25 protein-coding genes, 2 tRNA genes and 1 riboswitch are annotated in these 26476 nt (G+C 61.7%); of the genes, 15 read left to right on the plus strand and 12 right to left on the minus strand.

The genetic code is table 11. From position 1 onward, the window contains the following. Positions 1–5 precede the first annotated feature (5 nt). The 4 genes from CLV41_RS19010 to CLV41_RS19025 form a co-directional block, all read right to left on the minus strand. The gene (locus tag CLV41_RS19010; protein ID WP_103224008.1) at positions 6–1175 is read right to left on the minus strand and encodes a Gfo/Idh/MocA family protein; all 1170 of its coding nucleotides are present in this window, start codon (positions 1173–1175) and stop codon (positions 6–8) included. Next, positions 1172–1918 carry a copper homeostasis protein CutC gene (locus CLV41_RS19015; protein WP_103224009.1) on the minus strand — a complete coding sequence of 249 codons (747 nt, stop codon included), beginning with the start codon at positions 1916–1918 and terminating at the stop codon, positions 1172–1174. The genes CLV41_RS19010 and CLV41_RS19015 overlap by 4 nt, the downstream gene beginning before the upstream one ends. Further along, the gene (locus CLV41_RS19020; RefSeq protein ID WP_103224010.1) at positions 1915–2826 is read right to left on the minus strand and encodes an ROK family protein; all 912 of its coding nucleotides are present in this window, start codon (positions 2824–2826) and stop codon (positions 1915–1917) included. Before CLV41_RS19020 ends, CLV41_RS19015 begins: the two co-directional genes overlap by 4 nt. A 234-nt stretch (positions 2827–3060) precedes the next feature. Continuing rightward, positions 3061–3942, minus strand: coding sequence for an N-acetylmuramic acid 6-phosphate etherase (locus tag CLV41_RS19025; protein WP_103224011.1), 882 nt, complete (start codon positions 3940–3942; stop codon positions 3061–3063). A 201-nt stretch (positions 3943–4143) separates the two neighbouring features. Between CLV41_RS19025 and CLV41_RS19030 the strand changes: the two genes are divergently transcribed. The 3 genes from CLV41_RS19030 to nagA are packed head-to-tail and all read left to right on the plus strand — an operon-like array spanning position 4144 to position 7092. Then, positions 4144–4905 carry a GntR family transcriptional regulator gene (locus CLV41_RS19030; protein ID WP_103224012.1) on the plus strand — a complete coding sequence of 254 codons (762 nt, stop codon included), beginning with the start codon at positions 4144–4146 and terminating at the stop codon, positions 4903–4905. A 4-nt stretch (positions 4906–4909) separates the two neighbouring features. Next, positions 4910–5950 (plus strand): SIS domain-containing protein, encoded by a 1041-nt coding sequence (locus CLV41_RS19035; RefSeq protein WP_103224013.1) that lies wholly within the window; start codon positions 4910–4912, stop codon positions 5948–5950. Beyond that, on the plus strand, positions 5947–7092 hold the full coding sequence (gene nagA / locus CLV41_RS19040) for an N-acetylglucosamine-6-phosphate deacetylase (protein WP_103224014.1): 1146 nt from the start codon (positions 5947–5949) through the stop codon (positions 7090–7092). Before CLV41_RS19035 ends, nagA begins: the two co-directional genes overlap by 4 nt. Before the next feature lie 59 nt (positions 7093–7151). Here the strand turns inward: nagA and galE are convergent, their stop codons facing one another. Both galE and CLV41_RS19050 read right to left on the minus strand, forming a co-directional pair. Next, the gene (galE, locus tag CLV41_RS19045; protein WP_103224015.1) at positions 7152–8183 is read right to left on the minus strand and encodes a UDP-glucose 4-epimerase GalE; all 1032 of its coding nucleotides are present in this window, start codon (positions 8181–8183) and stop codon (positions 7152–7154) included. 181 nt (positions 8184–8364) lie between these two features. Beyond that, positions 8365–9273, minus strand: a complete 909-nt coding sequence (locus tag CLV41_RS19050; protein ID WP_235867185.1) for an ABC transporter substrate-binding protein — start codon at positions 9271–9273, stop codon at positions 8365–8367. 97 nt (positions 9274–9370) lie between these two features. On the opposite strand from CLV41_RS19050, the gene CLV41_RS19055 reads away from it, so the two are divergent. The 3 genes from CLV41_RS19055 to CLV41_RS19065 are packed head-to-tail and all read left to right on the plus strand — an operon-like array spanning position 9371 to position 12166. Then, positions 9371–10360 (plus strand): FecCD family ABC transporter permease, encoded by a 990-nt coding sequence (locus tag CLV41_RS19055; protein WP_103224016.1) that lies wholly within the window; start codon positions 9371–9373, stop codon positions 10358–10360. Beyond that, positions 10357–11379: a FecCD family ABC transporter permease gene (locus CLV41_RS19060; RefSeq protein ID WP_103224017.1), complete on the plus strand. Its 1023-nt coding sequence runs from the start codon at positions 10357–10359 to the stop codon at positions 11377–11379. The genes CLV41_RS19055 and CLV41_RS19060 overlap by 4 nt, the downstream gene beginning before the upstream one ends. Next, complete coding sequence (locus CLV41_RS19065) at positions 11372–12166, plus strand: ABC transporter ATP-binding protein (protein ID WP_103224018.1); 795 nt, start codon at positions 11372–11374, stop codon at positions 12164–12166. Before CLV41_RS19060 ends, CLV41_RS19065 begins: the two co-directional genes overlap by 8 nt. Positions 12167–12208: 42 nt before the next feature. Here the strand turns inward: CLV41_RS19065 and CLV41_RS19070 are convergent, their stop codons facing one another. Beyond that, positions 12209–12556: an SMR family transporter gene (locus CLV41_RS19070; RefSeq protein ID WP_103224019.1), complete on the minus strand. Its 348-nt coding sequence runs from the start codon at positions 12554–12556 to the stop codon at positions 12209–12211. Positions 12557–12740: 184 nt separating this feature from the next. Further along, positions 12741–12816 (minus strand) — tRNA-Asn (locus tag CLV41_RS19075). A 267-nt stretch (positions 12817–13083) separates the two neighbouring features. Next, positions 13084–13295: riboswitch (cobalamin riboswitch) on the plus strand. Positions 13296–13328: 33 nt separating this feature from the next. Between CLV41_RS19075 and cobU the strand changes: the two genes are divergently transcribed. Genes cobU through CLV41_RS19110 form a run of 7 tightly spaced genes read left to right on the plus strand, consistent with a single transcriptional unit; the run spans position 13329 to position 21699 of the window. Continuing rightward, a complete protein-coding gene (gene cobU / locus CLV41_RS19080; protein ID WP_103224020.1) occupies positions 13329–13880 on the plus strand; it encodes a bifunctional adenosylcobinamide kinase/adenosylcobinamide-phosphate guanylyltransferase in 552 nt (183 codons plus the stop codon). Next, entirely contained in the window at positions 13877–14995 is a 1119-nt protein-coding gene (cobW, locus tag CLV41_RS19085; RefSeq protein WP_103224021.1) for a cobalamin biosynthesis protein CobW, read from the plus strand. Before cobU ends, cobW begins: the two co-directional genes overlap by 4 nt. Before the next feature lie 42 nt (positions 14996–15037). After that, positions 15038–18796 (plus strand): cobaltochelatase subunit CobN, encoded by a 3759-nt coding sequence (cobN, locus tag CLV41_RS19090; protein WP_103224022.1) that lies wholly within the window; start codon positions 15038–15040, stop codon positions 18794–18796. After that, positions 18793–19431 (plus strand): cob(I)yrinic acid a,c-diamide adenosyltransferase, encoded by a 639-nt coding sequence (gene cobO / locus CLV41_RS19095; protein WP_103224023.1) that lies wholly within the window; start codon positions 18793–18795, stop codon positions 19429–19431. The genes cobN and cobO overlap by 4 nt, the downstream gene beginning before the upstream one ends. A gap of 18 nt (positions 19432–19449) precedes the next feature. Beyond that, on the plus strand, positions 19450–19917 hold the full coding sequence (locus CLV41_RS19100) for a GNAT family N-acetyltransferase (RefSeq protein WP_103224024.1): 468 nt from the start codon (positions 19450–19452) through the stop codon (positions 19915–19917). Between the two features lie 2 nt (positions 19918–19919). Continuing rightward, entirely contained in the window at positions 19920–20237 is a 318-nt protein-coding gene (locus CLV41_RS19105) for a YrhK family protein (RefSeq protein ID WP_103224025.1), read from the plus strand. After that, complete coding sequence (locus tag CLV41_RS19110) at positions 20230–21699, plus strand: cobyric acid synthase (protein ID WP_103224026.1); 1470 nt, start codon at positions 20230–20232, stop codon at positions 21697–21699. Before CLV41_RS19105 ends, CLV41_RS19110 begins: the two co-directional genes overlap by 8 nt. 1 nt (position 21700) lies before the next feature. Here CLV41_RS19110 and cbiB read toward each other — a convergent pair whose 3' ends face one another. Both cbiB and cobD read right to left on the minus strand, forming a co-directional pair. Then, on the minus strand, positions 21701–22678 hold the full coding sequence (gene cbiB / locus CLV41_RS19115) for an adenosylcobinamide-phosphate synthase CbiB (protein ID WP_103224027.1): 978 nt from the start codon (positions 22676–22678) through the stop codon (positions 21701–21703). A gap of 9 nt (positions 22679–22687) precedes the next feature. Beyond that, complete coding sequence (gene cobD / locus CLV41_RS19120; protein ID WP_103224028.1) at positions 22688–23689, minus strand: threonine-phosphate decarboxylase CobD; 1002 nt, start codon at positions 23687–23689, stop codon at positions 22688–22690. A 190-nt stretch (positions 23690–23879) separates the two neighbouring features. Between cobD and CLV41_RS19125 the strand changes: the two genes are divergently transcribed. Continuing rightward, positions 23880–24119 (plus strand): hypothetical protein, encoded by a 240-nt coding sequence (locus CLV41_RS19125; RefSeq protein WP_103224029.1) that lies wholly within the window; start codon positions 23880–23882, stop codon positions 24117–24119. 31 nt (positions 24120–24150) lie between these two features. Here CLV41_RS19125 and CLV41_RS19130 read toward each other — a convergent pair whose 3' ends face one another. Both CLV41_RS19130 and CLV41_RS19135 read right to left on the minus strand, forming a co-directional pair. Next, positions 24151–25281: a carboxylate-amine ligase gene (locus tag CLV41_RS19130; RefSeq protein WP_103224030.1), complete on the minus strand. Its 1131-nt coding sequence runs from the start codon at positions 25279–25281 to the stop codon at positions 24151–24153. Positions 25282–25476: 195 nt separating this feature from the next. Next, positions 25477–25550 (minus strand) — tRNA-Cys (locus CLV41_RS19135). Positions 25551–25799: 249 nt separating this feature from the next. Here CLV41_RS19135 and CLV41_RS19140 point away from each other — a divergent pair. Further along, positions 25800–26462 carry a protein-L-isoaspartate O-methyltransferase family protein gene (locus tag CLV41_RS19140; RefSeq protein WP_103224161.1) on the plus strand — a complete coding sequence of 221 codons (663 nt, stop codon included), beginning with the start codon at positions 25800–25802 and terminating at the stop codon, positions 26460–26462. Positions 26463–26476 lie beyond the last annotated feature (14 nt).

Here is a 26476-nt window from a genome sequence, read left to right on the forward strand (position 1 = left end):
ATCCCCTATGCCAGCCCGTAGCTGTCGAATTGCTGCCAGGTGTCGGCGAGATCGAGAACGCTGCGCGTCCGGCGCGCCTCATCGAGTTTGATCGCGGTCAGTCCCGCTTCAAGTGCGTCCAGAACGCCGACGGGCAGGTCTCCACCATTCCTGAAATAGCGAACCAGGTCCCCGGCCATGGCGTCGTCGGCGCCGTAATGGCCGCCCCTGCCAGCATCGACAAGCTGCGGTCTGTCCACCAGGCAGGCGGAGGTCAGGGCGTCATGGACCTTGTAGTAGTTGCGGATGAAATCGCCTTCCGCCATGCCCTTGGTGCCCATCACGGCAAAGCGGCGGAACTCGTCGGGCACATACAAGTTGGTGTGGAAACACAGATTGGCGCCGTCTTCATATTCGATCAGCGCTGTCTGGTAGTCGATGATGTCGCCGTCGGAATCGAAATCGGCGTTGCCGCCGCCCCAGCGCGGCGTGAACGGATCGGCCCGGCCGTGGAATTCCGGTGCCGGAAAGCTGTGATCTTGATCCGGCCGGTTTTCCGGCACGAAACTCTTGCGCCCGCCGAAACTGGAGACAAACCGCGGGCGGCAGCCGGTCACACCCTGATAGAGATCGAGATCGTGGCAGCATTTTTCCAGCATGAAACCGCCGGAATTCTTCGCGTAGCGCCGCCAGTCGCGCATGAAGAAGGAGCCGTGATACGGGCCGATATGCTCGGACGCCTCAATCGACACGACCTTGCCGATCTGGCCTGTCCTGAGGCTCTTCTGCAGCTCCTTGTAGAGCGGCGAATAGCGCAGAACCAAGCCGACCAGGACCCGCTTCGACCCGCCGTGCTGCTTCATCAGGTCGAGCAACTCGAAGGTTTCCGCTTCGCTGATGACGACCGGCTTTTCGCAGAAAATATAGCGGACATCCGATTTCAGCGCGGTCCTGAGGTGGTCCATATGCATGAAATTGGGCGACCCGATCATCAACAGGTCGAGTTTTTCCCTGTCAAGCATGCCTTGCAGGTCCGAATAGGATGTCAGCGTGTTGCCGATCTTCGCCTCGACATATTTCAGACCGGCCGGCGTCGGATCGACATAGGCGCAGGGATCCAGGTCCTCCGAAACGGAGAACAGGCAATTGCTGACATTCGCGATACGTGCGCCAAGTCCGACATACCCGGTCTTCATGCCGCGGCCTCCGTGAATTGGTCCATCGCGCCGCGAAGCTCGCGGACGAGGGCTGAGTTGGTTTTTCTGATGCCGGAAGGCGGGACCAGGCCAAGCCGGGTCTCCGGCGTATCCGCGTTGTCGGCCTCCGCGGGTGAGGAACAGGACGCGTGCAACTCGTTGACGGAAGTGTGCCGCAAGATGTGCGCGGCGTTCGCACTGGAAACACCGGACCCGGCCATCACCGGAATACGTCCGGAAGCATGGCGGACGGTTGACGCGAGGACTTCAAGACCCTGGTCCGCCCTGCCAGCCTGACCCGATGTGAGTATGCGTTCGAAACCGAGTTCCAGCGCCTGCGAAACACCCTTGGCGATATCGCGCAGGGTGTCGAATGCGCGGTGCAGGGTCGCCGGCAGACATGTGCCGGAAAGCGCGGTTGCCAGAAAAGCCCGGTCCAGTTCGTATTCCCCGGTGAGCGCGCCGATCACAATTCCCGCGAGACCGGCCTGTTCAGCGGCTTGAATATCGCGCAGCATCAGTGTCTTGTCGGCATCGGAATAGGAAAATCCACCGGCATGCGGCCGGATCATCGCATAGACGGGAATTGGCAAACCGGAAGCAGCTGCCATCAGGCCGGACGAAGGCGTGAGGCCGCCTTCGGACAGGGCCGCGCACAGTTCTATGCGGTCGGCGCCGTTTTCCGCCGCCGTCCAGGCGCCTTCGATCGTGTCCACGCAAACCTCCAGCGGGATACGCCTCATGCGCTCACCTCCGTGAAAGTCCGGCGCGCGGCGATGCCCGCACCCTGCAGGCCGCCGTTTTCGGCGAACCGTCCCTTGATCACCAGCGGATCGGGATACTGCGCCAGTACGAGCGCCCTGGTTTTGCGGTCGATCAGGTCAAGCAACGCACCGTCACCGGAAAGGCCGCCGCTGACCGGGATGACATCCGGGCCAAGTGTGTTCACCAGAACCGACAGCGCTCTTGAAAGCAGGATTGCATAGGCTTCGACGGTCGCGGATCCGGCGGGATCTTTCGCGTGCCAGGCGTGTGTGATCTCCTTGCTGGAAAGAGCGGTGCCATGCAGCGAGGTGTGAATGCGTTCCATGCCGCGCGCGGAGCAGACGGCATCGATGCAGCCGGTCTGGCCGCAGCCGCAGGGATAATGCTCCAGTCCCCGCAATTGCCCGCCTGCGGTCGGATCCACGACGGGACCATGTCCCCATTCGCCGGCAACGCCGCCGAAACCCTTGATCAGGTCTCCGTTGACCACCAGTCCGCCGCCGACGCCTGACCCGAGAATGATACCAAAGACGACAGCCTTGCCCCGGCCGGTTCCGGCCACAGCTTCGGCCAGCGCGAAGGCATTGGCGTCATTGATGATCAGCACGCGGCGGCCAAGCGCTGTTTGCAGATCCTGCAGGACAGGCCGTTTATGCAGGCAGGGGATATTGGCGACATCGGCGATGCCGCTCCGGTCGTCGAATGCTCCGGCGAGGGAAATCGAGATCGGGGAGTGGTTGTCCGCGGCGCAGGCCGCGATTGCCGCGACAAACGCATCCCAGTCGTCTCCAGGCGTGGCGACCCGGCCGGTTTCGGCGACGGTTCCATCCTCCTGAAGGGCGCCATGACGGATGAAGGAGCCCCCGATATCGAAACAGGTAATCATTGCCTGCTTAAACGCCTCTGGATTTTATTCGTTAACATCCATTTACAATACCAATATGCAACCAATTGACAGGTGAGTAAACCAAAAAAAATAATTGGCATGGCTTTTTTAACGAGTATGGCAGCACCAGTCGCGCCCGCCGCACCGCTTGAACGGGTTGGGGAGGCGGAAGAATTTCGGACATATTTGAAGTAGGGCGGTTGGAAGGTGCCTATAGCGGCAAAGGTTCGCTCCCTAGAGAAAGGCGCGCAGGTTTCCGTTGTGCAGGATGAGGGCGTTTTCAGCCGCCGTAACGTCCAGCCCCTCGCGCAGCATCAGCACGGCGATCTTGACACGGCCATCGGCTTTCTCAAGCGTTGTGGCGGCGATTTCCGGGGAGCAATCGGTCAGATCCCGAAGGATACGCTGCGCGCGTTGGCGCAGTTTTTCATTGTCCGCCACCAGGTTGACCATATGCCCGCGGACCGCATGGCCGAGCCTGAGGGCGACCAGGGTCGAGATCATGTTGAGGGCGGCTTTCTGTGCGCTGGCCGCGCCAAGGCGTGTAGAGCCTGCCACGATCTCGGCAGGCGTTTCCAGAAAGATCGGGTGATCCGCCTCCTTCAGGAGAGGGGTGCCGGGATTGTTGGCGATCGCGATCGTTTCGGTTTTGGAAGCCTTCGCCGCCCTGAAGGTTCCCAAGGTGTAAGGTGTTGAACCACTTGCGGAAACGCCGATTAATATATCGCCTTCGCCAAGCCCGGACATCTGGAAATCACTGGCCCCGGCTTCGTCGCTGTCTTCATAGGAGCCGGTCATGTGCAGCAGATTCTCCGCGCCGCCGGCAAACAGGATGCGCATCCGCTCGGGTGGAAAGCCGAAGGTTCCCGGCAGCTCGAGGCAATCCGCCAGAGCCGTCAGCCCCGCGCTTCCCGCGCCGGCGTATCCGATCTTCCTGTTATCCTGAGCAGCCCTCAGCAAGGCCAGTGCGGCCCGCGATATCTGCGGAATGGCCCGCGCGGCCGCGTTAAGCGCCTCGACCTGACGGCCCAGCAGAAGAGACAGAACTTCCTCGTCCGATTTCTTCGACAATCCGATGGATTGCGGGTCGCGGTCTTCTGTCGTCGGCAGGCTCATGATGTACGGACTCAGATACGCTCAAATTATCTTATTGCGAATACCGGACGGGCAAACAAGAGTTCCCCTGCACAGACTTTCAGTTTGTACTGTTTCAAGAATGAGCAGATGCGGATTCTTTTAGCACTTGATTTTCGGTTTCGATAGAGTTTAAATTGGTATCTGAAAGGTATTATTTTAACCGCCAAGGCACTCCGTTATATGACAGACTTCATCTCCATGCTGGAAACCCGGGATTGGCTGGCAAATTCCAGCGGGCCGCGGTACTTGCAGCTTCGGCGGTGCATTCAGCGGGCCATTGACGACGGTGTGCTCAAGGAAAACGAGCCGCTGCCCTCAGAGCGCGAGATCGCGGCGATCACCGACCTGTCGCGGGTCACTGTCCGCAAGGCGGTCTCCGGGCTGGTCGATGACCAGATCGTCGTGCAGAAACGCGGCAGCGGTTCCTTTGTCGCTCCCAGCGTCCGCAAGGTCGAACAGCGGCTGTCCAATCTGACATCCTTCAGTGAGGATATGGCGCGCCGCGGACTGTCCGCGAGCAGCGAATGGCTCCGTCGAGGGCTCTATTCGGCGTCACCGCAGGAGATTTTCACGCTCGGCCTGACATCCGGTCAAAAGGTCGCCCGCGTGGACCGTTTGCGCAAGGCTGACGGCACACCGATGGCGATCGAGCGCGCGTCGCTCTCGGAAAGCATTCTCCCCAATCCGGAACGTGTTTCCACGTCGCTTTATGCGGTCCTGCGGGCCTCGGGAATGCAGCCCGTCCGTGCCATTCAGCGGATTTCCGCGCGCAATCTCAAAGCGGTCGATGCCGAAATACTGGGTGTGCCGGCCGGTGACGCGGGTCTGAAAATCGAGCGGGTATCCTATCTCGCCTCCGGTCAGGTGGTCGAATTCACCCGATCCGTTTATCGCGGCGATGCCTATGATTTCATTGCCGAACTCCAAATTTCGGAAGACTGATTTAATGAGTGACATCACAACTGCGGACGCCGGGACGCATATGCGCCGGGAAATCGAGGAAATTCCGGACGCCGCGCGCCGCCTGCTGTCTGACGGACATCCGCACATCAGGGAGATCGCCGCAAAAGCAGGCGCGCCGGTCTTCCTGGCAAGTGTCGCGCGCGGGTCTTCAGACCACGCCGCAACCTTTCTGAAATATGCCTCCGAGATCTATCTCGGTCTCGCGATGGCTTCGCTCGGGCCGTCCGTCTCGTCGGTCTATGGAGGCCGGGTGCGGTTGAGCCAGGCTTTGGTGATCGCGATTTCACAATCCGGAGCCAGCCCCGACATCCTGTCCGTGGTTGAAAGCGCGTCGCACCAGGGCGCCTTTACCGTTGGCCTGACAAACACCCCGGAAAGCCCGCTTGCCCGATTGTCCGGGGCCACCGTCGATATCTGCGCGGGTCCGGAACGCAGCGTCGCCGCCACCAAAACTTTCGTGAATTCCATTCTTGCAGGGCTGTTGCTGCTGGCGGAAATCGGCGGCGACCAAACCCTCCTGAAAGCGCTTTCCAGGCTTCCGGACCATTTCGAGCGTGCAATTGCCATGGACTGGCGGACGCTTGCCGGGTCGATTGAAAAGCGCGGCTCCCTTTATGTGGTCGGCCGTGGCCCGGGACTAGCGATCGCCCATGAAGCTGCCTTGAAATTCAAGGAAACCTGCCAGATCCATGCGGAGGCCTATTCGTCGGCGGAGGTCATGCACGGTCCGGTGTCCATCGTGGAGAACGGTTATCCGATCCTGGCTCTGGGCGTGCGTGATGCGGCCGAGGAAGGACTTGCCGAGGCGGCCGACCGCATGGCCGGTCAGGGAGGTGAGGTGTTTGCCACGACGGCCAAGGTGCGGCAAGCAACCAGGATTCCCTTCGAGGCGACGGATCATCCGCTGACCGATGCATTGGTCCAGATTGTCTCCTTCTATGCCTTCATCGAATGGTTCGCCCGCCACCGCGGATTTAACCCGGATATTCCCAAACACCTGAAAAAGGTCACCCAGACCGTATGACCGGAGCGACCGCCTACCGCTGCCAGGGGATCTTCGACGGCGAGAAAATCCACCGCGATGGCGCTCTTCTGGTGGAGGAAGGGCTCATTTCAGGCCTTTGCCCTGGCGATGAAATTCCCGGCGGCCATGCCGAAATCGATCTGGGTGACGGCGTTCTGTCCCCGGGGCTGGTCGATCTGCAGGTCAATGGCGGTGGGGGACTGATGCTGGGTGAAGCCCAAAGCGTCGAGGACATCGCCGAAATTTGCGCCGCTCATGTTCACCTCGGCACGACGGCGCTGACGCCGACCCTGATCACCGATACGCCGGAAACGACCGCCCGGGTGGTCGATCTGGCCGTCAAGGCCTGGACCAGCGGCGTCCCCGGTTTCCACGGGCTCCATCTGGAAGGTCCGCATCTGTTTGCCGGCCGCAAGGGAGCTCACGACGCCAGCCTGATCCGTCCCATGACGGACGACGATATCGGGCTTTATCTCACCGCGGCGAAACACCTGCCCAGTCTGATGATAACGGTTGCTCCCGAGACGGTCGGCGGCGAGCAGATTGCCAGGCTGGCGGATGCGGGCATTCACGTCAGCCTCGGCCACAGCGACGCGTCCTATGCTCAGTGCCGGCAGGCGGCGGAGGCGGGGGCGTCCTGCGTCACCCATCTCTTCAACGCGATGAGCCCCTTGCGCCACCGCGAACCGGGTCTGGTCGGCGCCGCCCTGGATCTCGGCGCCTTCAGCGTCGGACTTATCGTCGATGGCATTCATGTCGATCCGGTGGCGATGAAGATCGCTCTGAAAGCCAAAACCGGCCCGGGCCGCATCTTCCTGGTCACCGACGCCATGTCGCAGACCGGAACGGATGTCACATCCTTCATGCTCGGCGGGCGCGAAATCTTCCGCCGGGACGGTATGTTGACACTGCAAGACGGCACACTTGCCGGAGCCGATATCGATCTTCCGTCTTCGCTGAGATACCTGACGGAAAATCTGGATCTCGGTCTGGATACGGCGCTGGCGATGGCGACGAGCGGCCCGGCGGATGTTCTCGGACGGCCCCTGGGCAGGTTGAAGCAAGGCCACGCGGCCGATTTCGTGCACCTGAGCCCTGCAATGGCGGTTGAAGGCGTCTGGCTGTCAGGCAAGCCCGTTTAAAAATCGTTGTATGGAATTCCCGGCTTCTCCGGCCTTTTGAAAACCAGGCGGACGTTCCGCTATTCGGCGTCGCTTTCATATCCGCGCGGGTTCTTGCAGACCCAGTTCCAGGTATCCCTGCACATGTTGTCCAGATCGCGCCCGGCCTTCCAGTCGAGCAGTTTTCCGGCAAGTCCGGTATCTGCATAACATTCGGCGACATCGCCTTCGCGGCGCGGCGCGAATTGGTAGCGGACCTCCTTGTTGGAGGCGCGCTCGAACGCGCGCACCATCTCCAGCACGCTGTAGCCGGTTCCGGTTCCCAGATTGACGGCAAAGCAGTTGGACGGCGCGGAACCGGAGGCCAGAACCTCATGGGCGCGCAGGTGTCCTTCGACGAGATCGACAACGTGGATATAGTCGCGCACACCCGTGCCGTCCCTGGTGTCGTAGTCGTTGCCGTAAACCGAAAGCCGCTCGCGGCGGCCGTCGGCCACCTGGGTGATGAACGGCATCAGATTATTGGGAATCCCGAGCGGGTTTTCGCCGATCAGGCCGCTGTCATGCGCGCCGACCGGATTGAAATACCGCAGGATGCCGAAGCGCCAGGACGGATCGCTGGCGGCAACGTCACGCAGCATGTCCTCGATGACGAGCTTGGTGCGCCCGTACGGATTGACCGCACCTGTCGGATGATCCTCCGTCAGGGGCAGGAACTGGGGTTCGCCGTAAACGGTTGCCGAGGACGAAAAGATCATCTGCTTCACGCCGCACCTGGCCATGGCCGAGAGAAGACGGTGTGTGCCGACCACATTGTTGTCGTAGTAGGCGAGGGGGATCCTGGTGGATTCGCCGACCGCCTTCAGACCGGCGAAATGCACCACGGCCGTGCAGCGATACTGTTTCAGGACTTCTTCCAGCCGCGCCTGATCGCGGATGTCGGCCTGTTCGTAAGCGACCTTCCGGCCGGTGATCTTGGCGACACGATCGAGGCTGGCGCTGTTGGAATTGGAAAGATTGTCCAGGACGACAATGTCATGCCCGGCCTGCAGGAAAGCCACGCAGCAGTGGGAGCCGATATATCCGGCGCCGCCGGTAATGAGTACAGTCATGCATCCGCCAATTCATCGTGCGTCTTCAAAAAGACTTATGCGAAAACAGGCGTTCTTAACAGGCTTATTGTCTGTAAACGGCAGAAATATCCGATTTAATCAGGTTTCATCGCGTCCGCTGTTGGCGGGGTATCCCGCGTTCTCTTGACCGCGGCATACCCCGAAAACATTGGCCTGCCTCTTATTTCACGCCGTAAATCCCGGCAAGATCCTCGATCATCAGTTTCGCCGCCAGAATACCACCGGCGGTATTCCAGATGGCGTCGCTGACACGGTGAACCTTGCCGGCCTCGACGGCGGACAGGGACTGCCACAGGGGATCGGCCAGGATATCCTCTTCGGCTGCCATGCCCTTGCCGTCACCCTGGTCCCAGGTGAAAAAGAAGATCCGGTCGCCATCCATGTCCGGAATGCTTTCCTTGCCGGTGCGGATGGCGAAATCCTCGACATTCTGGTTGGCGGGCCGGTCGAAACCGATGTCCTTCAACAGCACGCCCGAAAAACTGTCGAGCTGGTAAATGCGGATCTGGCCGGCCAGAAACCGGATGACGGAAACCTTCTCCTTCAGGGCATCGCCGAGTTCCTCCCGAAGAGCGGCAACCGCGGCATCATAGTCCGCGATGGCCGCCTCGCCTTCGGCGGTCTTGCCGAGGGCTTCGGCATAAAGGCGGAAGTTGACCTTCCAGTTGCCGCGCAGCCTTTGAGACACCACCGTCGGCGCAATGGCCGCCAATTGCGGATAGATCTCCTCGTGCCGCTGTTTGTTGGCGAGGATCAGATCCGGTTCGAGGGCCGCGATCAATTCCAGATTGACGGCGCTTTCCTTGCCGACAGGCTCAGCGCCGTCCATTGCATCTGAAATGTGGTCCCACCACGGGTCGCCGTTCCAGGAATTCGCGGCGCCGACCGGTGTGACCCCGAGGGCCAGCAAGGCCTCCGTGCCTTCATTTGTCAAAACGACAACGCGCTTCGGCGCATCGGGAACCGTGACCGTGCCCATGGCATCGGTGATGTCGCGGGCAAGGGCCGGACCAGTGACCAGTGCCGCGCAAAGCGGAAGGATGGGCAGAAATTTGCGGAGGATATTCACCAGATGGACTCCAAAAATATGAGTATTTGCCTCAACTATCAGAAATGTGTATGTGACGAAGCCATTGGTTTGTCAATCGGAGAGGAGACCGGCACGCATGACCCGGCTTGTGAGCGGATTGTGCCTGATGCTGTTTCTGGCCTGCGTCTTGAGCCTGCATGCCGGACTGACTGTCTTTGACCCGGTAACGGTCGTCTCCGCGCTTGCCGGGGGCGAAGGGACGGATGCCCTGATCGTCACCACCTTGCGCCTGCCGAGAACCTTGATCGGACTTTGCACCGGCGCGGCGCTGGGTCTCTCCGGCCTTTTGATGCAGTCGGTCACCCGCAATCCTCTCGCTGAACCCGGTCTTCTGGGCGTGAACGCGGGTGCGGCCCTTTTCGTGACGCTCGGCGCGACGGTTCTGGGGTTCTCGGGTCTTGCCGGGATAGGGACGGCGGCCATGCTGGGAGCCTTGTTCACGACAGCGCTGGTCTTTCTTCTGTCTGTCTCCGCGGGAGGTGCGGACAATCCGGCCACGACGCTGCTTGCCGGGGTAACCGTGGCGGCGCTGTTCGCATCTTTCACGCAAACGCTTCTGCTGATTGACGAAACGGCGCTGGAAACGCTGCTCTTCTGGTTGTCGGGAAGTTTTGCCGACCGGCCGCTGAACCTGCTTGTTCTCGGCCTGCCACTGCTCGTTGCCGGATGCGCGGGAAGCTTCTTTTTCGCTTCGTCCCTGGATGCGTTGCGGCTCGACGATGCCAGCGCCCGCACGGTCGGTGTGAATGTGATGCTTGTGCGCATCGCCGCGCTCGCCTTCGCGGCGTTGCTGGCTGCCGGGGCCGTGGCCATGGCGGGGCCTGTGCTGTTTCTGGGGCTGGCCGCGCCGCATCTGGCGCGCCGCCTGATGGGCGACACACTTCCCTCCACACGGGCGCTGATTGTCCTGTCGATGCTGACGGGAGCGCTGATCGCGGTCATCGCCGACATCCTCGCCCGGATCATCGTTGCCCCGGGCGAAGCCCCGATAAGCGCGGTTCTGGCTCTGGTCGGCGTGCCGCTGCTGGTGCATCTGCTTCGGCGCAGGAAGGCGGTCTCCGTATGACGCCGGCCGTACCGTCGGCTGTCAGACTGGCGCCCGTGCTGGGACTGCTCGTTCTGGCGACCATAGCCGCGATAGGCATCGGCTCCAGTTTCATGCCGCCGGAGCGGGTGGTGAGTGCTCTCATGGGGCAGGGCGTACGGATGGACGAGGTCATCGTCTGGAAGCTGAGGCTGCCGCGCGTCATCCTGGCGGTTCTGGCCGGCGCGGCGCTGGCACTGGCTGGGGCCCTGTTGCAACGTGTCGTCCGCAACCCGATGGCGTCGCCCTCGGTTCTGGGAATCTCCGACGGTGCCGCGGTCGGCATCCTGCTGTTCCTGTGGCTGTTTTCCGATGAGGGAAACAATCTGACCGTCTCCGTCCACTGGCAGCCGCTTGCCGCCATCCTGGGGGCGAGCATATTCGGCGGGCTGGTCATGCTCCTTGCCCTGGCTGACCGGGGCGGCAACAGGTCGCTGAAAATCATTCTCTACGGCATAGCGCTCGCCGCGCTCGCAAAAGCGGTCGTGACGCTGCTGATCATTCTTGGCCCGGTCTACAGGGCCAGCCAGGCGTTGACATGGCTGACGGGGTCCGTCGGCGCCGCCCATTGGGACGATGTCCTGACGATGGCTCTGGGTCTGGCCATCGCCGCGCCCTTCCTGGCTTCGCAAAGGCTGGTTCTGCGGCAATTGGTGCTGGATCCGGAAAGCGCCGCGACCACCGGAGTTCCGCTTGAACGTGCGCAATTCATTCTGCTTGCGACGGCGGTTGCGCTCACCGCACTCGCCACGGCGCATGTCGGGGCCATCGGTTTTGTCGGACTGGTCGCGCCCCATATCGCCCGCGTCGTGCACGGCCAGTTCCGCAGCTTCTATCTCTTGTCCACCGCCCTCACGGGCAGCCTCATCGTGTTGAGCGCCGATCTGCTGGCCCGCACCATCGCGCCGCCGCTGGAACTGCCCACCGGCGCTTTGACAGCGCTCGTCGGCGCTCCGCTATTCCTCTACCTGCTGATCAAAGGACGGCGATATCATGCCTGAATTCATGGCGAGCCTGAGCGGCGTGACGGCGGCCTATGATGGCACGCCGGCGCTCGGCGGTATTTCCCTGGACCTGCCCGACAACAGGATCGTCGCTTTCTGCGGCCCCAACGGCAGCGGCAAGTCGACGGCGCTGCGTGTCATGCGCGGTCTGCACAAGGTTGAAAGCGGCGAGATCGCCGTCGCGGGCAGGGCCTTGGCCGACTGGTCTCCGAAGGAACTCGCGCGGCAGGTGGCGATGCTCTCCCAGTCGCCCCAGGCGCCCTCCGACCTGACGGTGGAGGACCTCGTCATGATGGGACGCTTTGCCCATCGCGGCCGCTTTTCCGGCCCGTCGGCGGAAGATGTCGCGGCCTGCGGCACGGCGCTGCGGATCACCGAAATGACCGAGTTGAAGCACCGCTCCATCGCGCAGCTCTCGGGCGGTCAGTTGCAGCGGGCCTGGGTGGCCATGACACTGGCGCAGAACGCGCCGCGCATTTTTCTCGACGAACCGACCAATCACCTCGATGTCGCCCATGCCTTCGAACTGCTGGACCTGATCAGGCATTTGAACCGGGCGGAAAACCGCAGCTTCGTCATCGTGCTGCACGACCTCAACATGGCCATGCGCTATGCCGACCATGTCGTCCTGTTCAAGCAAGGCGAGGTAGCCGCAAGTGGCCCGACGCAAGACGTGCTGACCGAAGACGCGGTCTCCAGTGTCTTCGGTATTTCCTGCCGGATCCTGCCCCTGGAAGGCCTGGAACGCCCGGTCATCGTGTCATGGGGAAAGAATAAAGCCTGACCACATAGCAGTAGTCGGCAAGGTCGCCTGCGTCCGCCGGGATCAGTGCCCGACCGATTTCGAAAAGACATTGATGACGACGACACCGGCAACGATCAATCCCAGCCCGAGGATCGCAGGCAGGTCGAGTTTCTGGTGAAAGACCAGCCAGGCAACCAGCGTAATCAGCACGACACCCGCGCCGGACCAGATCGCATAGACAATCCCGGTCGGTAGGACACGGATCGGATAGGACAGCAGCCAGAACGACACCGCGTAGCCGACAACGGTGATCACCGACGGCACCAGCCGCGTGAAGTTCTCGGTCCGTGCCAGCGCCGATGTCGCGATCACCTCCGCGACGATGGCACCGCACAGCAGCAGGTAGGTCGCGACGGGAACAGATGGCATGGGGGATCTTTACACTGAATCGATGGGGAGACGACGAGACCGGAATCCGGATCTTGTTCGTGCGGACGGTAATTTCAATTTTCGAAGAGTGCAACGACTCGGATGCCGCCGCTGCTCATCTTGAAATATGACAGCGGTCATGGCGAATTGAAGTCAGCATTTTTTGGAAAATCTAAGGTGGTGATGGCTCCCCAGGCCGGACTCGAACCAGCGACCCAGCGATTAACAGTCGCTTGCTCTACCAACTGAGCTACTGGGGAACACCACGTACAGGACAGGCTGAAAGCCGTCCCGTCGATGGAGATGCGTATATCAAAGGCGTGATCCGTTTGCCAAGCCCCCGGCGCTGTTTTTTTCATCAAGCCCTCACTTTTTTATCCGGCATGTGGAAACCGGTATATTTTTCAGAAAGCTAACCGGACCAAGCTGGCTGGAAAACCGGCGGCTCGGGAATGCCGGAAGGCCTTTCTAGGCGTCGGGAAAAGCGCCCGCCGGGCGGAACCCTGCTTGTTTCCGCTGCAATATGTGGATAGGAAGGCATTGACGGTTCCGGAAAGGGCTTTGCCCGATCCGGATGAAACGGGAATCCGGTGCGGTCCATGCGGCCTTAAACCGGAGCTGCCCCCGCAACTGTGAGCGGTGAGCGTCTGCACGATGACCACTGGCCGGAATGGCCGGGAAGGGGTGCGGGACGCGGTGAGCCGCAAGCCAGGAGACCGGCCGTCGCAAAAGCAACCCAGTGGCGCTGTCGGGCGGACGGCGGGGAGACTGTATGACGCAAGCAGACGGCCCAGGCGCCACGCTCGTTCTTGGCGGTGCCCGCTCCGGAAAAAGCCGGTTCGCGGAAGACCTGGCGGAAAATTCCGGCCTTGAGAAAATCTATGTCGCGACCGCCGCCGCCTTCGATTCGGAGATGGCGGAGCGGATCGGCGACCACCGCACCCGGCGCGGGTCCACCTGGGCCACTTTCGAAGAACAGCTTGATCTGAAAAATGTCCTCCAGCGGGAATGCCGGCAGGGCAGGGTCGTCCTGGTGGACTGCCTGACCCTGTGGCTGTCCAATCTGACCTTCGCCGAAAAAGACATCGCCGCCGAAACCTCCGAACTCTGCAAGACCGTTTCAGCCTTAGAGGGGCCATGCGTCTTCGTGTCGAATGAAGTCGGCATGGGCATCGTGCCGGAGAACCGTCTTTCAAGGTCGTTTCGCGATGCGCAGGGACGGCTCAACCAGAATATGGCGCAGGTTTGCCGGCAGGTGGTGTTTGTCGCCGCCGGCCTGCCGACCCTTTTGAAACCCAACCTTCAACCGGAAATTCGATTATGACCACTTCGTCCATGCAGCCGGGCCGCAAGATCCCGGCAACCATCGTCACCGGGTTCCTGGGAGCGGGCAAGACAACGCTGATCCGCAACCTGCTGCGGAACGCCGACGGCCGACGGATCGCGCTGATCGTCAATGAATTCGGCGACATGGGTTTCGACGGTTCGTTGATGAACGGCTGCGCCGATCCGGATTGCGCGGCGGAGGAAGTGGTGGAACTCACCAACGGCTGTATCTGCTGCACGGTTGCCGACGATTTTCTGCCGACAATGGAAATGCTGCTGTCCCGCGACACGCCGCCCGAACATATCGTCATCGAAACCTCCGGCCTTGCCCTTCCGCAGCCGCTGGTCAGGGCTTTTTCCTGGCCGAGCGTCAAATCGAAGGTGACCGTCGATGGTGTGGTGACCGTCCTGGATGCGGCTGCTCTTGCCGAAGGCCGGATCGTGCTCGACCAGGCGGCCCTGGATGCCCAGCGCGCCGCAGACGATGCACTGGATCACGAAAGCCCGGTGGAGGAGCTTTTCCAGGACCAGTTGCGCTGCGCGGATCTGGTCGTTCTCAACAAGGCCGACCTGGTGTCGGCCGAGGCGCTGAAAGACGTTCAGGAAAAGATCGCCGCCGACGTGCGTCCGGCGGTGCATATTGTTGCTTCGGAAAAAGGCACCTTGCCGATCGAAGTGCTGCTCGGCCGCGGCTCCGCCGCCGAGGACGATATGGCCTCGCGCCACGAGCATCACCATCACCACGATGACGATCATGATCACGATCACGACGACGACCATGACCATGATGACCATCACCACGATCATCACGACCACCACCATCACGACGATTTCGAAAGCCATGTTCTGGAAGTCGCCGCTTTCGACAGCCTGAGGACGGCGGAAGCCAGGGTGCTGGAGGCAATGGCGCTGAAGGGCGTGCTGCGCATCAAGGGGGCGGTTCTGATCGACGGCAAGGCGGCTCCGGCCATGGTGCAGGCGGTCGGCCCGCGTGTGGAAACCTGGTTCGCCGCAGGCGCGGAAAGTGCCGGCAAACTTGTCGTGATCGGCCTCAAGGGCCTGGACCTGGAAGCCGTGCGCGGCCTGCTGGGCGGTGTGAAAGCGGCGGCCTGAGCAATGAAACCTGCCGCACCCATGGACCGCGTGACGCCCTAGATGCATATTCTCGCCAGCCAGACGCGCCGCATCGATGACGGCGGCGACGCGGTCGATCTCGGCCAGTCACCGGCCGACATCGTGTTTCTGTCCGCGGCCGATACGGAACTCGGAAGCTTCGCCGCCGCCCATGCAGGTCTGGATGAGGACAGGGCCGGACTGCGCCTTGCCAACCTGATGGCCCTGTCGCATCCCTATTCGGTCGATCTTTACGCTGAACAGACCGTGCGCGGCTCGAAACTGGTGATCCTTCGCATTCTGGGCGGCGTGGAATACTGGCGCTATGGTCTGGAGCGCTTCGAGGAGGAGGTCCGCGCCAGCGGCATCGACCTGATTGTCATCCCCGGTGACGACAAATGGGACGAGGACCTGACCGGCCGCTCGACGCGCCCGGCTGAGGAAGTGCACCGGTTCTGGCGCTATTGTGTCGAGGGCGGCGCGGAAAACTATGCCAATGCGCTGCGGTTCGCGGCGTTCCTGCTGGGCAAGACGGACGAGCCCGCCCATCCCGTGCCTTTGCCACGTGCCGGCATCCATCTGCCCGGCCATGCGGCTCCGGATCTGGCGGCGCTGAAGGCCACCTGGCGCGATCCGGCGCGGCCCGTGGCGGCAATCACCTTTTACCGCGCCCTCGTGCAGGGTGCGCAGACGGCGCCCATCGACGCGCTCCTCGAGGAACTGGACCGGGCCGGCGTCAATGCGCTTCCGGTCTTCGTCTCCAGCCTCAAGGAAGCCGAATCCATCGCTGTACTGGAAAACCTGTTTGAAGGCGCGCCGCCGGATGTGGTTCTGAACGGCACCGCCTTCGCTGTCTCCAAGGCGGGGGTAGCCCATCAGCCGACGCCGCTGGACCGGCCCGGCAAACCTGTGCTGCAAGTGGTGTTTTCCTCATCCTCCCGCGAAGGCTGGGAGGACAGCGAGCAGGGCCTCTCGATTCGCGACCTTGCCATGCATGTGGTCCTGCCGGAAATCGACGGGCGTATCCTGACGCGGGCGGTCTCCTTCAAGGAAGAAGGAGTCTTTGACGCCGAGACCCAGTCCACACCGGTGAAGTTCACGCCGGTTCCGGATCGTATTCGTTTCGTCGCGGACCTCGCCGCAGGCTGGGCGAAGCTGGGGCATCTGGGTGCCGGGGACAAGAAAACGGCGCTGATCCTGGCGAACTACCCCAACCGGGACGGGCGTCTTGCCAACGGCGTCGGACTGGACACACCCGCTTCCTGCGTGTCGCTTCTGGCGGCAATGGGGGCCGCCGGCTACGACGTCGGCAACGCGCCCAATTCCTCCGCCGCGCTCATGGACATCCTGACGTCCGGCGTGACCAACGCGATGGAGGGGCGCGAAACGAGAGACGGCTTTCAGGCTCTGTCGCTGGACGACTACCGGCAAGCGTTCGCGAGACTGCCGGAGAAAGTGAAATCCGCGGTTCGGGAGCGCTGGGGCAGGCCTGAGGACGATCCTCATGTGACGGGCGGGGAATTCCGCCTGGCGCTGCATCGCTTCGGCGCGCAGATGGTCGGCATTCAGCCGGCGCGCGGCTACAATATCGATCCGAAGGAAACCTATCACGACCCGGCTCTGGTGCCGCCGCATCACTATTTCGCCTTTTATATCTGGCTGCGGGATCAATTCGGCGTCCATGCGGTTGTTCATCTGGGCAAGCATGGCAATCTGGAATGGTTGCCGGGCAAGGCTCTGGCGCTGTCCGAAGCCTGTTTCCCCGAAGCGGTACTCGGGCCGGTTCCCAACATCTATCCGTTCATCGTCAACGATCCGGGCGAGGGCGCTCAGGCGAAACGCCGGACCTCCGCCGTCATCGTCGACCACCTGACCCCACCGCTCACGCGCGCCGAAAGCCACGGCGCGGCGGAGGAGCTGGAGATCCTGCTGGACGAATATTATCTGGCGAGCGGCGTCGATCCGCGCCGCCTGAAGGCCTTGACGCGGGAAATTCTCGATGCCGCCGTCCGCCACGGGCTCGACAAGGATATCGGCCTCGACGAGGCGATGGACGAGGACACCCGTCTGGCGCGGCTGGACGCCCATCTGTGCGACCTGAAGGAACTGCAGATCCGCGACGGGTTGCATATTCTCGGCGCGAGCCCGGAAGGCGGCCTGCTGACGGATCTTCTGGCTGCGCTGGTGCGCGTTCCAAGAGGCAAAGAGCTTGCGCAGGAAAGTCTCCAGCGGGCACTGGCAGGAGACCTTGGGTTGGGAGCTTTCGATCCCCTCGATTGCGATTTTTCGGAAGGCTGGAACGGACCGAAGCCGGATGTATTGCAGGCAATGTCCGACGCACCCTGGCGCTCCGGCGGAGATACCGTGGAACGCATTGAATTGCTGGCGCGGGATCTGATCGCGGGCGACAGGATCGCGTCCGCCGAGTGGGAGCGGGTCCGGGCCGTCCTGACGGAGATCGATACTTGCCTGCGCTGCGCGGTAACGTCTTCGGGACCTGCGGAGACCGCCGCTGTTCTGACTGCGCTCGATGGCGGATTCGTCGAACCGGGTCCATCCGGGGCTCCCTCGCGCGGACGGCCCGACGTGTTGCCGACCGGCAGGAACTTCTATTCCGTCGATGTCCGCGCGGTTCCCACCGAGACCGCCTGGCGGCTGGGGCAGCAATCGGCGAACCTTGTGGCCGAGCGTTATTTCCAGGAAGAAGGCGAATGGCCGTCATCGCTGGTGCTGACTTGCTGGGGGACGGCGAACATGCGCACGGGCGGCGACGATATCGCCCAGGCCCTGGCGCTCATCGGCGCGCGCCCGGTCTGGGAACAGGGGTCGGGCCGGGTTACCGGGTTCGAGATTCTGAAGCTCTCCGAACTCGGACGTCCGCGCATTGACGTTACCCTGCGCGTTTCCGGTTTCTTCCGAGACGCCTTTCCGCACCAGATGGATCTCTTTGACAGCGCCGCCCGTGCCGTCGGAGCGCTGGAAGAGCCCGAAACGGCCAATCCGATTGCTGCGCGTATGAAAACGGACGCGAGGGAACTGGAAAAAAGCGGTGCGAACGCGCAGGACGCGATGCAGAGGGCCGGATACCGGGTCTTCGGCTCCAGGCCGGGCGCTTACGGCGCCGGGCTGCAGGCGCTGATCGACGAAGGCATCTGGGCGGAACGGGGCGACTTCGCCGAAGCCTTCCTCACCTGGGGCGGCTATGCCTATGGCGGCGGTGGGGACGGCGCCCCGGCAAGAGCCGCGCTGGAGACCCGGCTGACATCGGTCGACGCGGTGCTGCACAATCAGGACAACCGCGAACATGACCTGCTCGACAGCGATGATTATTACCAGTTCGAAGGCGGACTGGCGGCAACGGTGGAAACGCTGAAAGGCGCGGCCCCAAAGGTCTATCACAACGATCATTCACGCCCGGAACGCCCGGTGGTACGCTCCTTGTCGGAGGAAATCGGCCGTGTCGTCCGCGGCCGGGCGGCCAATCCGAAATGGATCGCCGGCGTCATGCGCCACGGCTACAAGGGCGCATTCGAGATGGTCGCCACACTGGACTATCTCTTTGCCTTCGCCGCCACCACCCGCGCTGTCGGCGACCATCATTTCGACCAGCTCTATGAAGCCTATCTGGACGATGAAACCGTGCGCGATTTTCTCAGGGAGGCCAATCCGGCCGGCCTGAAGGAAATGCTCGCGAGATTTCAAGAAGCAATCGAGCGTGGCCTCTGGACGCCGAGGCGCAATTCCACCCATGCTGCGCTCAACGATCTGAAAACTGAACTGGAAGGGACCGAAACGCCGTGACCGCAGATAACGACAAACCGGAACTGTCCGACGAGGAACTGAACGCCCGTCATGCGGAAAAGATGCGCAAGAAGAAAGCCGCGCGCGACAAGATCATGGCCACCAAGACCATCGAGAAAGGCCTGCTCATCGTCCATACCGGCAAGGGCAAGGGCAAATCGACCGCAGGCTTTGGCATGGTGTTCCGCTCGCTCGGTCACGGCCACAAGGTGGGCGTGGTCCAGTTCGTCAAGGGCCGTATCGAGACCGGCGAACGCATGGCGCTGGAGCGGTTCTCCGATCTCGTGACCGTCAAGCGCATGGGCGAGGGGTTTACCTGGGAAACCCAGGACAGACAGCGCGATATCGACGCGGCACGGCAGGCCTGGGACGCGGCCAAGGAGATGATCACATCCGGCGACTACCGGCTGGTTCTGTGCGATGAACTCAATATCGTCCTGCGCTACGATTATCTCGATATCGCCGAAGTCGTCGAATTTCTGGAAAATGAAAAGCCGGAGGACGTGCATGTCGTCATCACCGGCCGCAACGCCAAGGACGAACTGATCGAAATCGCCGATCTTGTCACCGACATGACGCAGATCAAGCACCCCTTCCGTTCCGGAGTGAAACCGCAGGAAGGTATCGAGTTTTAACCGCGGAACCGAGGACATATGCCTTTCACGATCATCGCCGCCAACAGTGCGGATTCTCATGAAATCGCGACGTTGCTCCACCGCTCGATCCTGGAACTCTGCACGGCCGATCACGGCAACGACCCGGAAAAATACGAGCCCTGGCTCAAGAACAAGACAGCGGCCAATATTGAAAGCTGGATAAATGGACAGGGCGGTGTTTTCACCGCCATCGACCCGCACCGCAAGGTGCTGGGCGTGGCGATGGGATCGCCGGATGGGGAAGTGCTCTTGAATTATGTTCTGCCCGATGTCCGCTGCATGGGTGTCAGCAAGATGCTCATGCGGACTTTGGAGGACTATTTCCGCGACCGGGGGCTGGACACGGCCCGGCTGAAAAGCACGGAAACGGCCAGCAGGTTCTACCATTTGATCGGATTTACCGAGACGGGCGAGATTGAGACCCGAAGGGGAATGACCTTCCGGGAATTCGAAAAGGTATTGTAGCAATGAGCAGACTGTTTGATACCGGCAACCGCACGGCAACCGCCGATCATGCGGAAGTCGTTCGCAAGTACGAACTATATAGAACGCTGGTCGAGTTTCTGGCGGCGTTCGCCTTTGTCGTCGGCAGCGTCTTTTTCTTTTACGAAAGCCTACTTTACGCGGGGACCTGGCTGTTTCTGGTTGGGTCTATCCTTTTTGCCGTCCGCCCAAGCATCCGCCTGTTGCTCGAACTTCGTCTGGCCAACCTGCCGGTGCCGGATGAATTCCGCCCCTATGGAGCCGGCCCGGAGAAGGTGAAAAGTCCTCGTGCTGATGGGTGAGAAGACGAAAACCCCGGCGATCATGATTCAGGGCACGGGCTCCAATGTGGGCAAGAGCCTGATCGTGGCCGGTCTCTGCCGTCTGTTCGCCGATAGTGGCCTTGCCGTGCGTCCCTTCAAGCCGCAGAACATGTCCAACAACGCTGCGGTGACCGCGGATGGCGGAGAGATCGGCCGGGCGCAGGCACTGCAGGCGATGGCCTGCCGCGTGCAGCCGTCCGTTCACATGAATCCCGTCCTGCTGAAACCGGAGACGGACACAGGCGCCCAGGTGATCGTACAGGGAAAGCGTTTCGGCACCCTGCGGGCGCGGGAATACGGAAAGCAGAAAGCAGAACTTATTCCAAAGGTTATGGAGAGTTTCTCAATCACATCCTCAGAAGCGGATCTGGTGATTGTGGAAGGTGCCGGCAGTCCCGCGGAGATCAATCTTCGCGCTGGTGACATCGCCAATATGGGTTTTGCCGAAGCCGCCGGTCTTCCGGTTCTGCTCTGCGCAGATATCGACCGCGGCGGCGTGATTGCATCCGTTGTCGGAACTCATGCGGTTCTGGAGCCGCAGGAGCGGCAGCGCATCCGGGGATTTTTCATCAACCGGTTCCGCGGTGACCCGGGCCTTTTCGAGGAGGGCATGCGGGAAATCGAGGTCCGGACCGGCTGGCCGGGACTGGGTATCGTTCCCTGGTTCGCCGACGCGGCCAGACTTCCGGCCGAAGATGCGCTCGGTCTGGCGGATGGTTTCGGCGGGGACGGGGTGAAGATTGCCGTGCCGGTGATTTCCAGGATCGCCAATTTCGACGATCTGGATCCCTTGCGCCTGGAACCGGGTGTTGTGCTCGAGTTGATCCGGCCCGGCGAGCCGTTGCCGGGCGATGCGGATATCGTGTTGCTGCCCGGCTCCAAGTCGACCGTCGGCGATCTGGCGTTTTTCCGCGCCCAGGGGTGGCATATCGATCTGAATGCGCATCACCGGCGCGGCGGGCATATTCTCGGCATCTGCGGCGGTTACCAGATGCTCGGCAGGACGATTTCCGATCCCGATGGCATCGAAGGCACGCCCGGCACGGTCGAGGGACTGGGATTTCTCAACGTGGAGACCCTATTGACGCCGCAAAAGTCGACCGTCGCGGCAACGGGCGCGCATGTCGCCAGCGGTACGCCGGTCTCGGGTTACGAGATCCATATCGGCCGCACGACCGGCCTGGACTGCGGCAGGCCGATGATGAAGCTGACGGGAAACCGTCCGGACGGCGCTGTCTCCGCCGATGGCCTCGTGTCGGGAACCTATGTCCACGGCCTCTTCACCGATGACGCCTTCCGCACTGCCTATCTGGCGGCCTTCGGGGCAAGCTCGGGTGTCGCCTATGACCGGAGCATCGACCGGATCCTGGACGATCTGGCGGCTCATCTGGAAAAGGCGCTGGATGTGGAGAAGGTGCTGGAGATCGCGCGGGAAGGCTAGGTTAAAGCGCGAATAGGATCGCAAGGACTGCCACGAAGATTGCCTGCAAGGCGAATGCTCCGAGCATGACCGTCAGCGCTCTGGAAATATCGGCCGCGGACGCGTCTCTGCGTCCGGATGCATTCAAAAAGCGGTCGTTGACCGTATAGCCCGGATAGATCCTCGGGCCCGCGAGTGACAGGTTCAGCGCCCCGGCCATTGCCGCTTCCGGCCAGCCGGCATTGGGGGAGCGATGTTTTCCGGCGTCATCGAGGACACACCTGATGCTTTTCTGGATCGATCCTCTTGCACGCGGCGCCGCGAGCGCGATGAAAAGGGCGGAAAGCCGCGAGGCGGGCAGATTGATCAGGTCGTCGAAACGCGCCGCCGCCCAGCCGAAATCCCTGTAGACCTCGTTCTTGTGGCCGATCATGCTGTCGGCGGTGTTGACCGCCTTGTAGGCGATCAGGCCCGGCAGGCCGAGCACGGCGAACCAGAAAACCGGCGCTACCACGCCGTCGGCGAAATTCTCCGCGCAGGATTCAATGGCCGCCCGCGAGACGCCTGCTTCGTCGAGCTGTTTCGGATCCCGTCCGACGATCATCGAAACGGCTTCACGTCCACCTTCAAGGCCACCGGTTTGGAGCCCGTCGCGCACGGCCGCAACATGCCGGTAGAGACTGTTGAGCGCTATGAAAACGGCGGCGATCACGACGGTCACGAATTCCCCGAGCGGCAGGCTTGCGACAAGGGCATGGATACCGCCACCGATCAGGAGACCGCCCGTCACCAGAAAAAGCAGGGTCAGAACACCGCCGAGTTTGCGCAGGAAGGGATCATGGGCCGTCTTGTTGAAATGCCTGTCGAAGACGGCAATCACCTTGCCGATCCATACCACCGGATGTGGCAGGCGCTTCCACAGCCAGCCTGGATCGCCAATCACCGCATCGAGCAACAGCGCTGCCAGCAACACCCAGAGCGCGTTTTCATAAATCAACATGATTGCTGGTTAGAGGTCTTTTTGCGCATCGGCAAGGGCCTGCGAAAGACGCGCGAGGTTGACGGGGCCGCCCGGCAGGCCGAAGCGGATCCATGTCGGCGCATAATCAAAGACCCGTGTCCAGATGTGGCGGCGGGCAAGAGCCTCGTGCAGGACTTTCGCATCCCTGAGACCGGCGAGCGCATAAAGCGTCGTTCCGCCGAAGACGCTCAGGCCGCGTTCGGAGAGCGCCAGGGTGAGGTCGGCCATATCCTCGGCAAGCCGGCGGGTCATACGCTCCCGAAAGGCGTCGTCCCGCAGCGCCGCGGCGCCGATTTCCAGCGCCGGTCCGCTGAGGCACCAGCTTTCCAGCATGCGGGTCACTTTGCCGGTAATCGTTTTGTTGCCGGCCAGAAAGCCGATCCGCAGACCCGCAAGGCCGTAGAATTTGCCGAAGGACCTGAGCACCACAATGTTCTCGTCGCCAAGATGCGGCAGAATGCTGGCACCGGGAACAACGTCGGCGAACGCCTCGTCGACGATCAGATAGCCGCCGCGCGCGGTCAGGGCGCGGCTGATGTCAAGCAGGCTTCCGACATCGACCAGACGTCCGTCCGGATTGTTCGGATTGACCAGGACAACGATCTTCGCGTCCGCCGGGACGGCGTGGATGCTGGAGATCTCAACCGGCGGACGGTTTTCACGCGTCCACACCACCCTGTGGCTGGAATAGGTCGGGGAGACGAGGGCGACGGGACCGTCCGGCAGCGCCAGGGGCAGCAGAGAAAGCAGGATCTGTGTGCCCGGCGCGGCGGCAAGGCCCAAATGCTCCGGCACGCGGTAGGCATGGCGGGCAGCGGAAATCAGCCGCTCCTCCGCGGCCTTCGCCGGAAGATCCGTCCAGGCGCCGGCGGAAATTTCCTGTGGCAGGCGATAGCTGTACGGATTGATGCCGGTCGAAAGGTCCAGCCAGTCCTCCCGCATGCCGCCAAAGCGCTCGATCGCCAGGGTCAGATCCCCGCCATGCTCCATGGAAATGTCCTTTCGTGGCCTTCACTGGCCTACGCAGTGATCTTTTTCGAGAGGCTTATCCGATTTGGCAGGCAAGGTCACCGGCGGAAACGACATGGTCTTGTCAGATCTGCCGATTGACAGAACGGGGGCGGAATAAGAAAAGAACAAAACAGGAACAATGGGCCTCGATCCGTGCTGGGAGTTTAATATGTCCGCTGGCAGCAGCAGCCAATCGCCAAACGATTTTGACCGGGCCACGGTGCTGGCGGCACTGGGAGAAGCAAGGCTTTCGCTTATCGCGGCGAAGCGGCGCATGCGGCCCAAATCCGGTCTGTCGCGATCCGCCGATGCGCTGATTTGCGAAATCGACGAATTCGCGCTCATCCTGACCGGCGCGCAGGATTACTTTCACCTGAAGGCGCATGGAACGCCTGCACGGCAGTCCTGATGTATCGGGATTTCATATGAGCGCTGTTTTATCACAGTCCTGACTGGGTTTCGCGCACCAGATGATCGACAATCCTGTCGAGCCTGTTCTGGGGAACGGCGGTGTCTTCCTCGACGTCTTCGGCCAGAGCCAGTTGTCTGTCGGCGGATGTGCCTCTCGCGGCGATGGTGCGGATATATTCCAGATCCTGCTCGCAGCCGAAATGGACCGCGTCCGGTGTCACCAGCTCGATAAGCTCGCCGACGAGGTCCTCGAACGGCGAGGTCTCGTTGCGGCCGAAATCGATCAGCTTTGCCGCTGTGCCGTGTCTTTGGGCTTGCCAGCGGTTTTCCGCCAGCAGGAAACGGGAATAGCGCCGCCAGCCCAGATTGGCCCGGCGCAGCCGGTAGAGCATGCGGCACAGGCACCGGTAGAGGGCGGCGATCGCCACCGCGTCGTCCAGCAGCGGGCAGACATCCGTGATCCGCATTTCCAGAGTGGGGAAACGGTCCGAAGGCCGCAGATCCCACCAGATCTTGGTCGCATCCTCAAGAACTCCGGCATGGGTGAGGATATCGACCGTGTGCCGGTAGTCGTAATTGCTTTCGAACGCGGGAGGCAGACCGGTCCGGGGCATCTCGTTGAAAACCGACAGCCGGTAGGATTTCAGGCCCGTTTTCCGGCCGCGCCAGAACGGAGACGATGTGCTCAGCGCGAGCAGATGGGGCAGGAAATAGGCAAGCTGGTTGAACAGCTCGATCCGCAATTCCTCGTCTTCTATCCCCACATGCACATGCATGCCGCAGATCACCATTCTCTTGGCGACGACCTGCAGGCTTTTGGCGATTTCGTTGTAGCGCTCCTTGTCGGTATGCGCCTGGTCGGTCCATTCGGCAAAGGGATGCGTGGAGGCGGCAATGGGAGCCAGTCCGAATACGGCCGCTTCCCGTGCGATGGTCCTGCGGAATTTTGCAAGCTCGGTGCGAACGTCGGCAAGCGTCTCGCAGACGGGCGTTCCAACCTCGATCTGGCAACGCAGAAATTCGGGACTGACCTGACCCTTCAGAGCCGCTTCACAGGCCTTGAACAGGTCCGTTGGCGGAGAAGGCGCCAATTTGCGCGTGGTTTTGTCGACAAGAAGATATTCTTCCTCGACACCGATGCTGAAACTGGGCTCCTTCATGAAAGGAGCATCCGGGTTTCAAGCGCGCCGCGTCAAGGCAGGAAAAATGCGGATGGGTTCAAAACCACATTTCCGGAGATTCCCCACTGTCTGGTCAACAATGGAGACGCAATCATAACGTTGCGGAAACGGAAAGAATGCCTGACAGTGCAGTGAGTGATCCCGTTGTTGGGAAAACGCGGGAAGGCAGGAAAATGGAGGCCCCGACCGGAATCGAACCGGTGTGCATGGATTTGCAATCCACTGCGTAACCACTCCGCCACAGGGCCCCAAAGTGGTGTGTCGCGCCTTATCAAACAGTTGCACGATTTGGTCAAGTCCTGAATTCGGGGCATTGCGGATTTCCTCCACTGCAATGAGCGATTGCCGAAATGCAGTCTGCCGGTAACGAAAACCCGGCAGAAACCGGGGACTCCGGGTGAAGCGGTGCAGGAGATGCTTGTCAGGCAGCCATTGCCTCGTTAATGAACGTTTCTCAAGAGGCGCCGGATGCCCGGCAAGTCAAAGTGAGGGCCGATATGACGGACTTTAACCAGTCCCGCCGCAAGATGGTGGACAACCAGCTGCGCACCAACGATGTGACCGATCACCGGATCCTTGATGCCATGGAACTTATCCCCCGGGAACGCTTTGTGCCTGCCTCGAAAAAGGTCGTGGCCTATATTGACGAGGATCTCCCGGTTGGCAGCGCCGAAACGGGCAGGATGCTGATGAAACCGCATATTTTCGGCAAGCTCGTGCAACTTGCCGAGATCCGCGAAGACGATGTCGTGCTGGTGGTCGGGGCAGGCACCGGTTACAGCGCCGCGGTTGTATCGAAACTCGCGGCGTCCGTCGTCGCGCTGGAGGAAAATGCCGATCTGGCCAAAACCGCGACTGACGTGCTTGTCGATCTTGGGATCGAAAACGCTGTTGTTGTGGAAGGACCGCTAGTGAAAGGTTACGCCAGCGAAGGCCCCTACGACGTGATCCTGGTGGACGGCGCTGTCGAGGTCCTGCCTGCCGACCTGACGGACCAGTTGAAGCCGGACGGACGCCTGACGGTTATTGAAGGCCGTGGCGGCGCCGGGGCCGCAAAGCTTTATCAGAAATCCGCAAATGCTGTCAGCGGCCGATTCGGCTTCAACGCCTCCGTCAGTCTTCTTCCAGGCTTCGGGAAAGCCGATGATTTCGTATTCTGAGGTGCCAAGAGGTC

Source organism: Roseibium marinum (assembly GCF_002906165.1).
Lineage (GTDB): Bacteria > Pseudomonadota > Alphaproteobacteria > Rhizobiales > Stappiaceae > Roseibium > Roseibium marinum.

What these genes read in the sequence shown, in the direction of transcription:
- CLV41_RS19010 (WP_103224008.1), bottom strand. Translation starts at nt 1,175, where the DNA reads ATGAAGACCGGGTATGTCGGACTTGGCGCACGTATCGCGAATGTCAGC.
- CLV41_RS19015 (WP_103224009.1), bottom strand. Translation starts at nt 1,918, where the DNA reads ATGAGGCGTATCCCGCTGGAGGTTTGCGTGGACACGATCGAAGGCGCC.
- CLV41_RS19020 (WP_103224010.1), bottom strand. Translation starts at nt 2,826, where the DNA reads ATGATTACCTGTTTCGATATCGGGGGCTCCTTCATCCGTCATGGCGCC.
- CLV41_RS19025 (WP_103224011.1), bottom strand. Translation starts at nt 3,942, where the DNA reads ATGAGCCTGCCGACGACAGAAGACCGCGACCCGCAATCCATCGGATTG.
- CLV41_RS19030 (WP_103224012.1), top strand. Translation starts at nt 4,144, where the DNA reads ATGACAGACTTCATCTCCATGCTGGAAACCCGGGATTGGCTGGCAAAT.
- CLV41_RS19035 (WP_103224013.1), top strand. Translation starts at nt 4,910, where the DNA reads ATGAGTGACATCACAACTGCGGACGCCGGGACGCATATGCGCCGGGAA.
- nagA (WP_103224014.1), top strand. Translation starts at nt 5,947, where the DNA reads ATGACCGGAGCGACCGCCTACCGCTGCCAGGGGATCTTCGACGGCGAG.
- galE (WP_103224015.1), bottom strand. Translation starts at nt 8,183, where the DNA reads ATGACTGTACTCATTACCGGCGGCGCCGGATATATCGGCTCCCACTGC.
- CLV41_RS19055 (WP_103224016.1), top strand. Translation starts at nt 9,371, where the DNA reads ATGACCCGGCTTGTGAGCGGATTGTGCCTGATGCTGTTTCTGGCCTGC.
- CLV41_RS19060 (WP_103224017.1), top strand. Translation starts at nt 10,357, where the DNA reads ATGACGCCGGCCGTACCGTCGGCTGTCAGACTGGCGCCCGTGCTGGGA.
- CLV41_RS19065 (WP_103224018.1), top strand. Translation starts at nt 11,372, where the DNA reads ATGCCTGAATTCATGGCGAGCCTGAGCGGCGTGACGGCGGCCTATGAT.
- CLV41_RS19070 (WP_103224019.1), bottom strand. Translation starts at nt 12,556, where the DNA reads ATGCCATCTGTTCCCGTCGCGACCTACCTGCTGCTGTGCGGTGCCATC.
- cobU (WP_103224020.1), top strand. Translation starts at nt 13,329, where the DNA reads ATGACGCAAGCAGACGGCCCAGGCGCCACGCTCGTTCTTGGCGGTGCC.
- cobW (WP_103224021.1), top strand. Translation starts at nt 13,877, where the DNA reads ATGACCACTTCGTCCATGCAGCCGGGCCGCAAGATCCCGGCAACCATC.
- cobN (WP_103224022.1), top strand. Translation starts at nt 15,038, where the DNA reads ATGCATATTCTCGCCAGCCAGACGCGCCGCATCGATGACGGCGGCGAC.
- CLV41_RS19100 (WP_103224024.1), top strand. Translation starts at nt 19,450, where the DNA reads ATGCCTTTCACGATCATCGCCGCCAACAGTGCGGATTCTCATGAAATC.
- CLV41_RS19105 (WP_103224025.1), top strand. Translation starts at nt 19,920, where the DNA reads ATGAGCAGACTGTTTGATACCGGCAACCGCACGGCAACCGCCGATCAT.
- CLV41_RS19110 (WP_103224026.1), top strand. Translation starts at nt 20,230, where the DNA reads ATGGGTGAGAAGACGAAAACCCCGGCGATCATGATTCAGGGCACGGGC.
- cbiB (WP_103224027.1), bottom strand. Translation starts at nt 22,678, where the DNA reads ATGTTGATTTATGAAAACGCGCTCTGGGTGTTGCTGGCAGCGCTGTTG.
- cobD (WP_103224028.1), bottom strand. Translation starts at nt 23,689, where the DNA reads ATGGAGCATGGCGGGGATCTGACCCTGGCGATCGAGCGCTTTGGCGGC.
- CLV41_RS19125 (WP_103224029.1), top strand. Translation starts at nt 23,880, where the DNA reads ATGTCCGCTGGCAGCAGCAGCCAATCGCCAAACGATTTTGACCGGGCC.
- CLV41_RS19130 (WP_103224030.1), bottom strand. Translation starts at nt 25,281, where the DNA reads ATGAAGGAGCCCAGTTTCAGCATCGGTGTCGAGGAAGAATATCTTCTT.
- CLV41_RS19140 (WP_103224161.1), top strand. Translation starts at nt 25,800, where the DNA reads ATGACGGACTTTAACCAGTCCCGCCGCAAGATGGTGGACAACCAGCTG.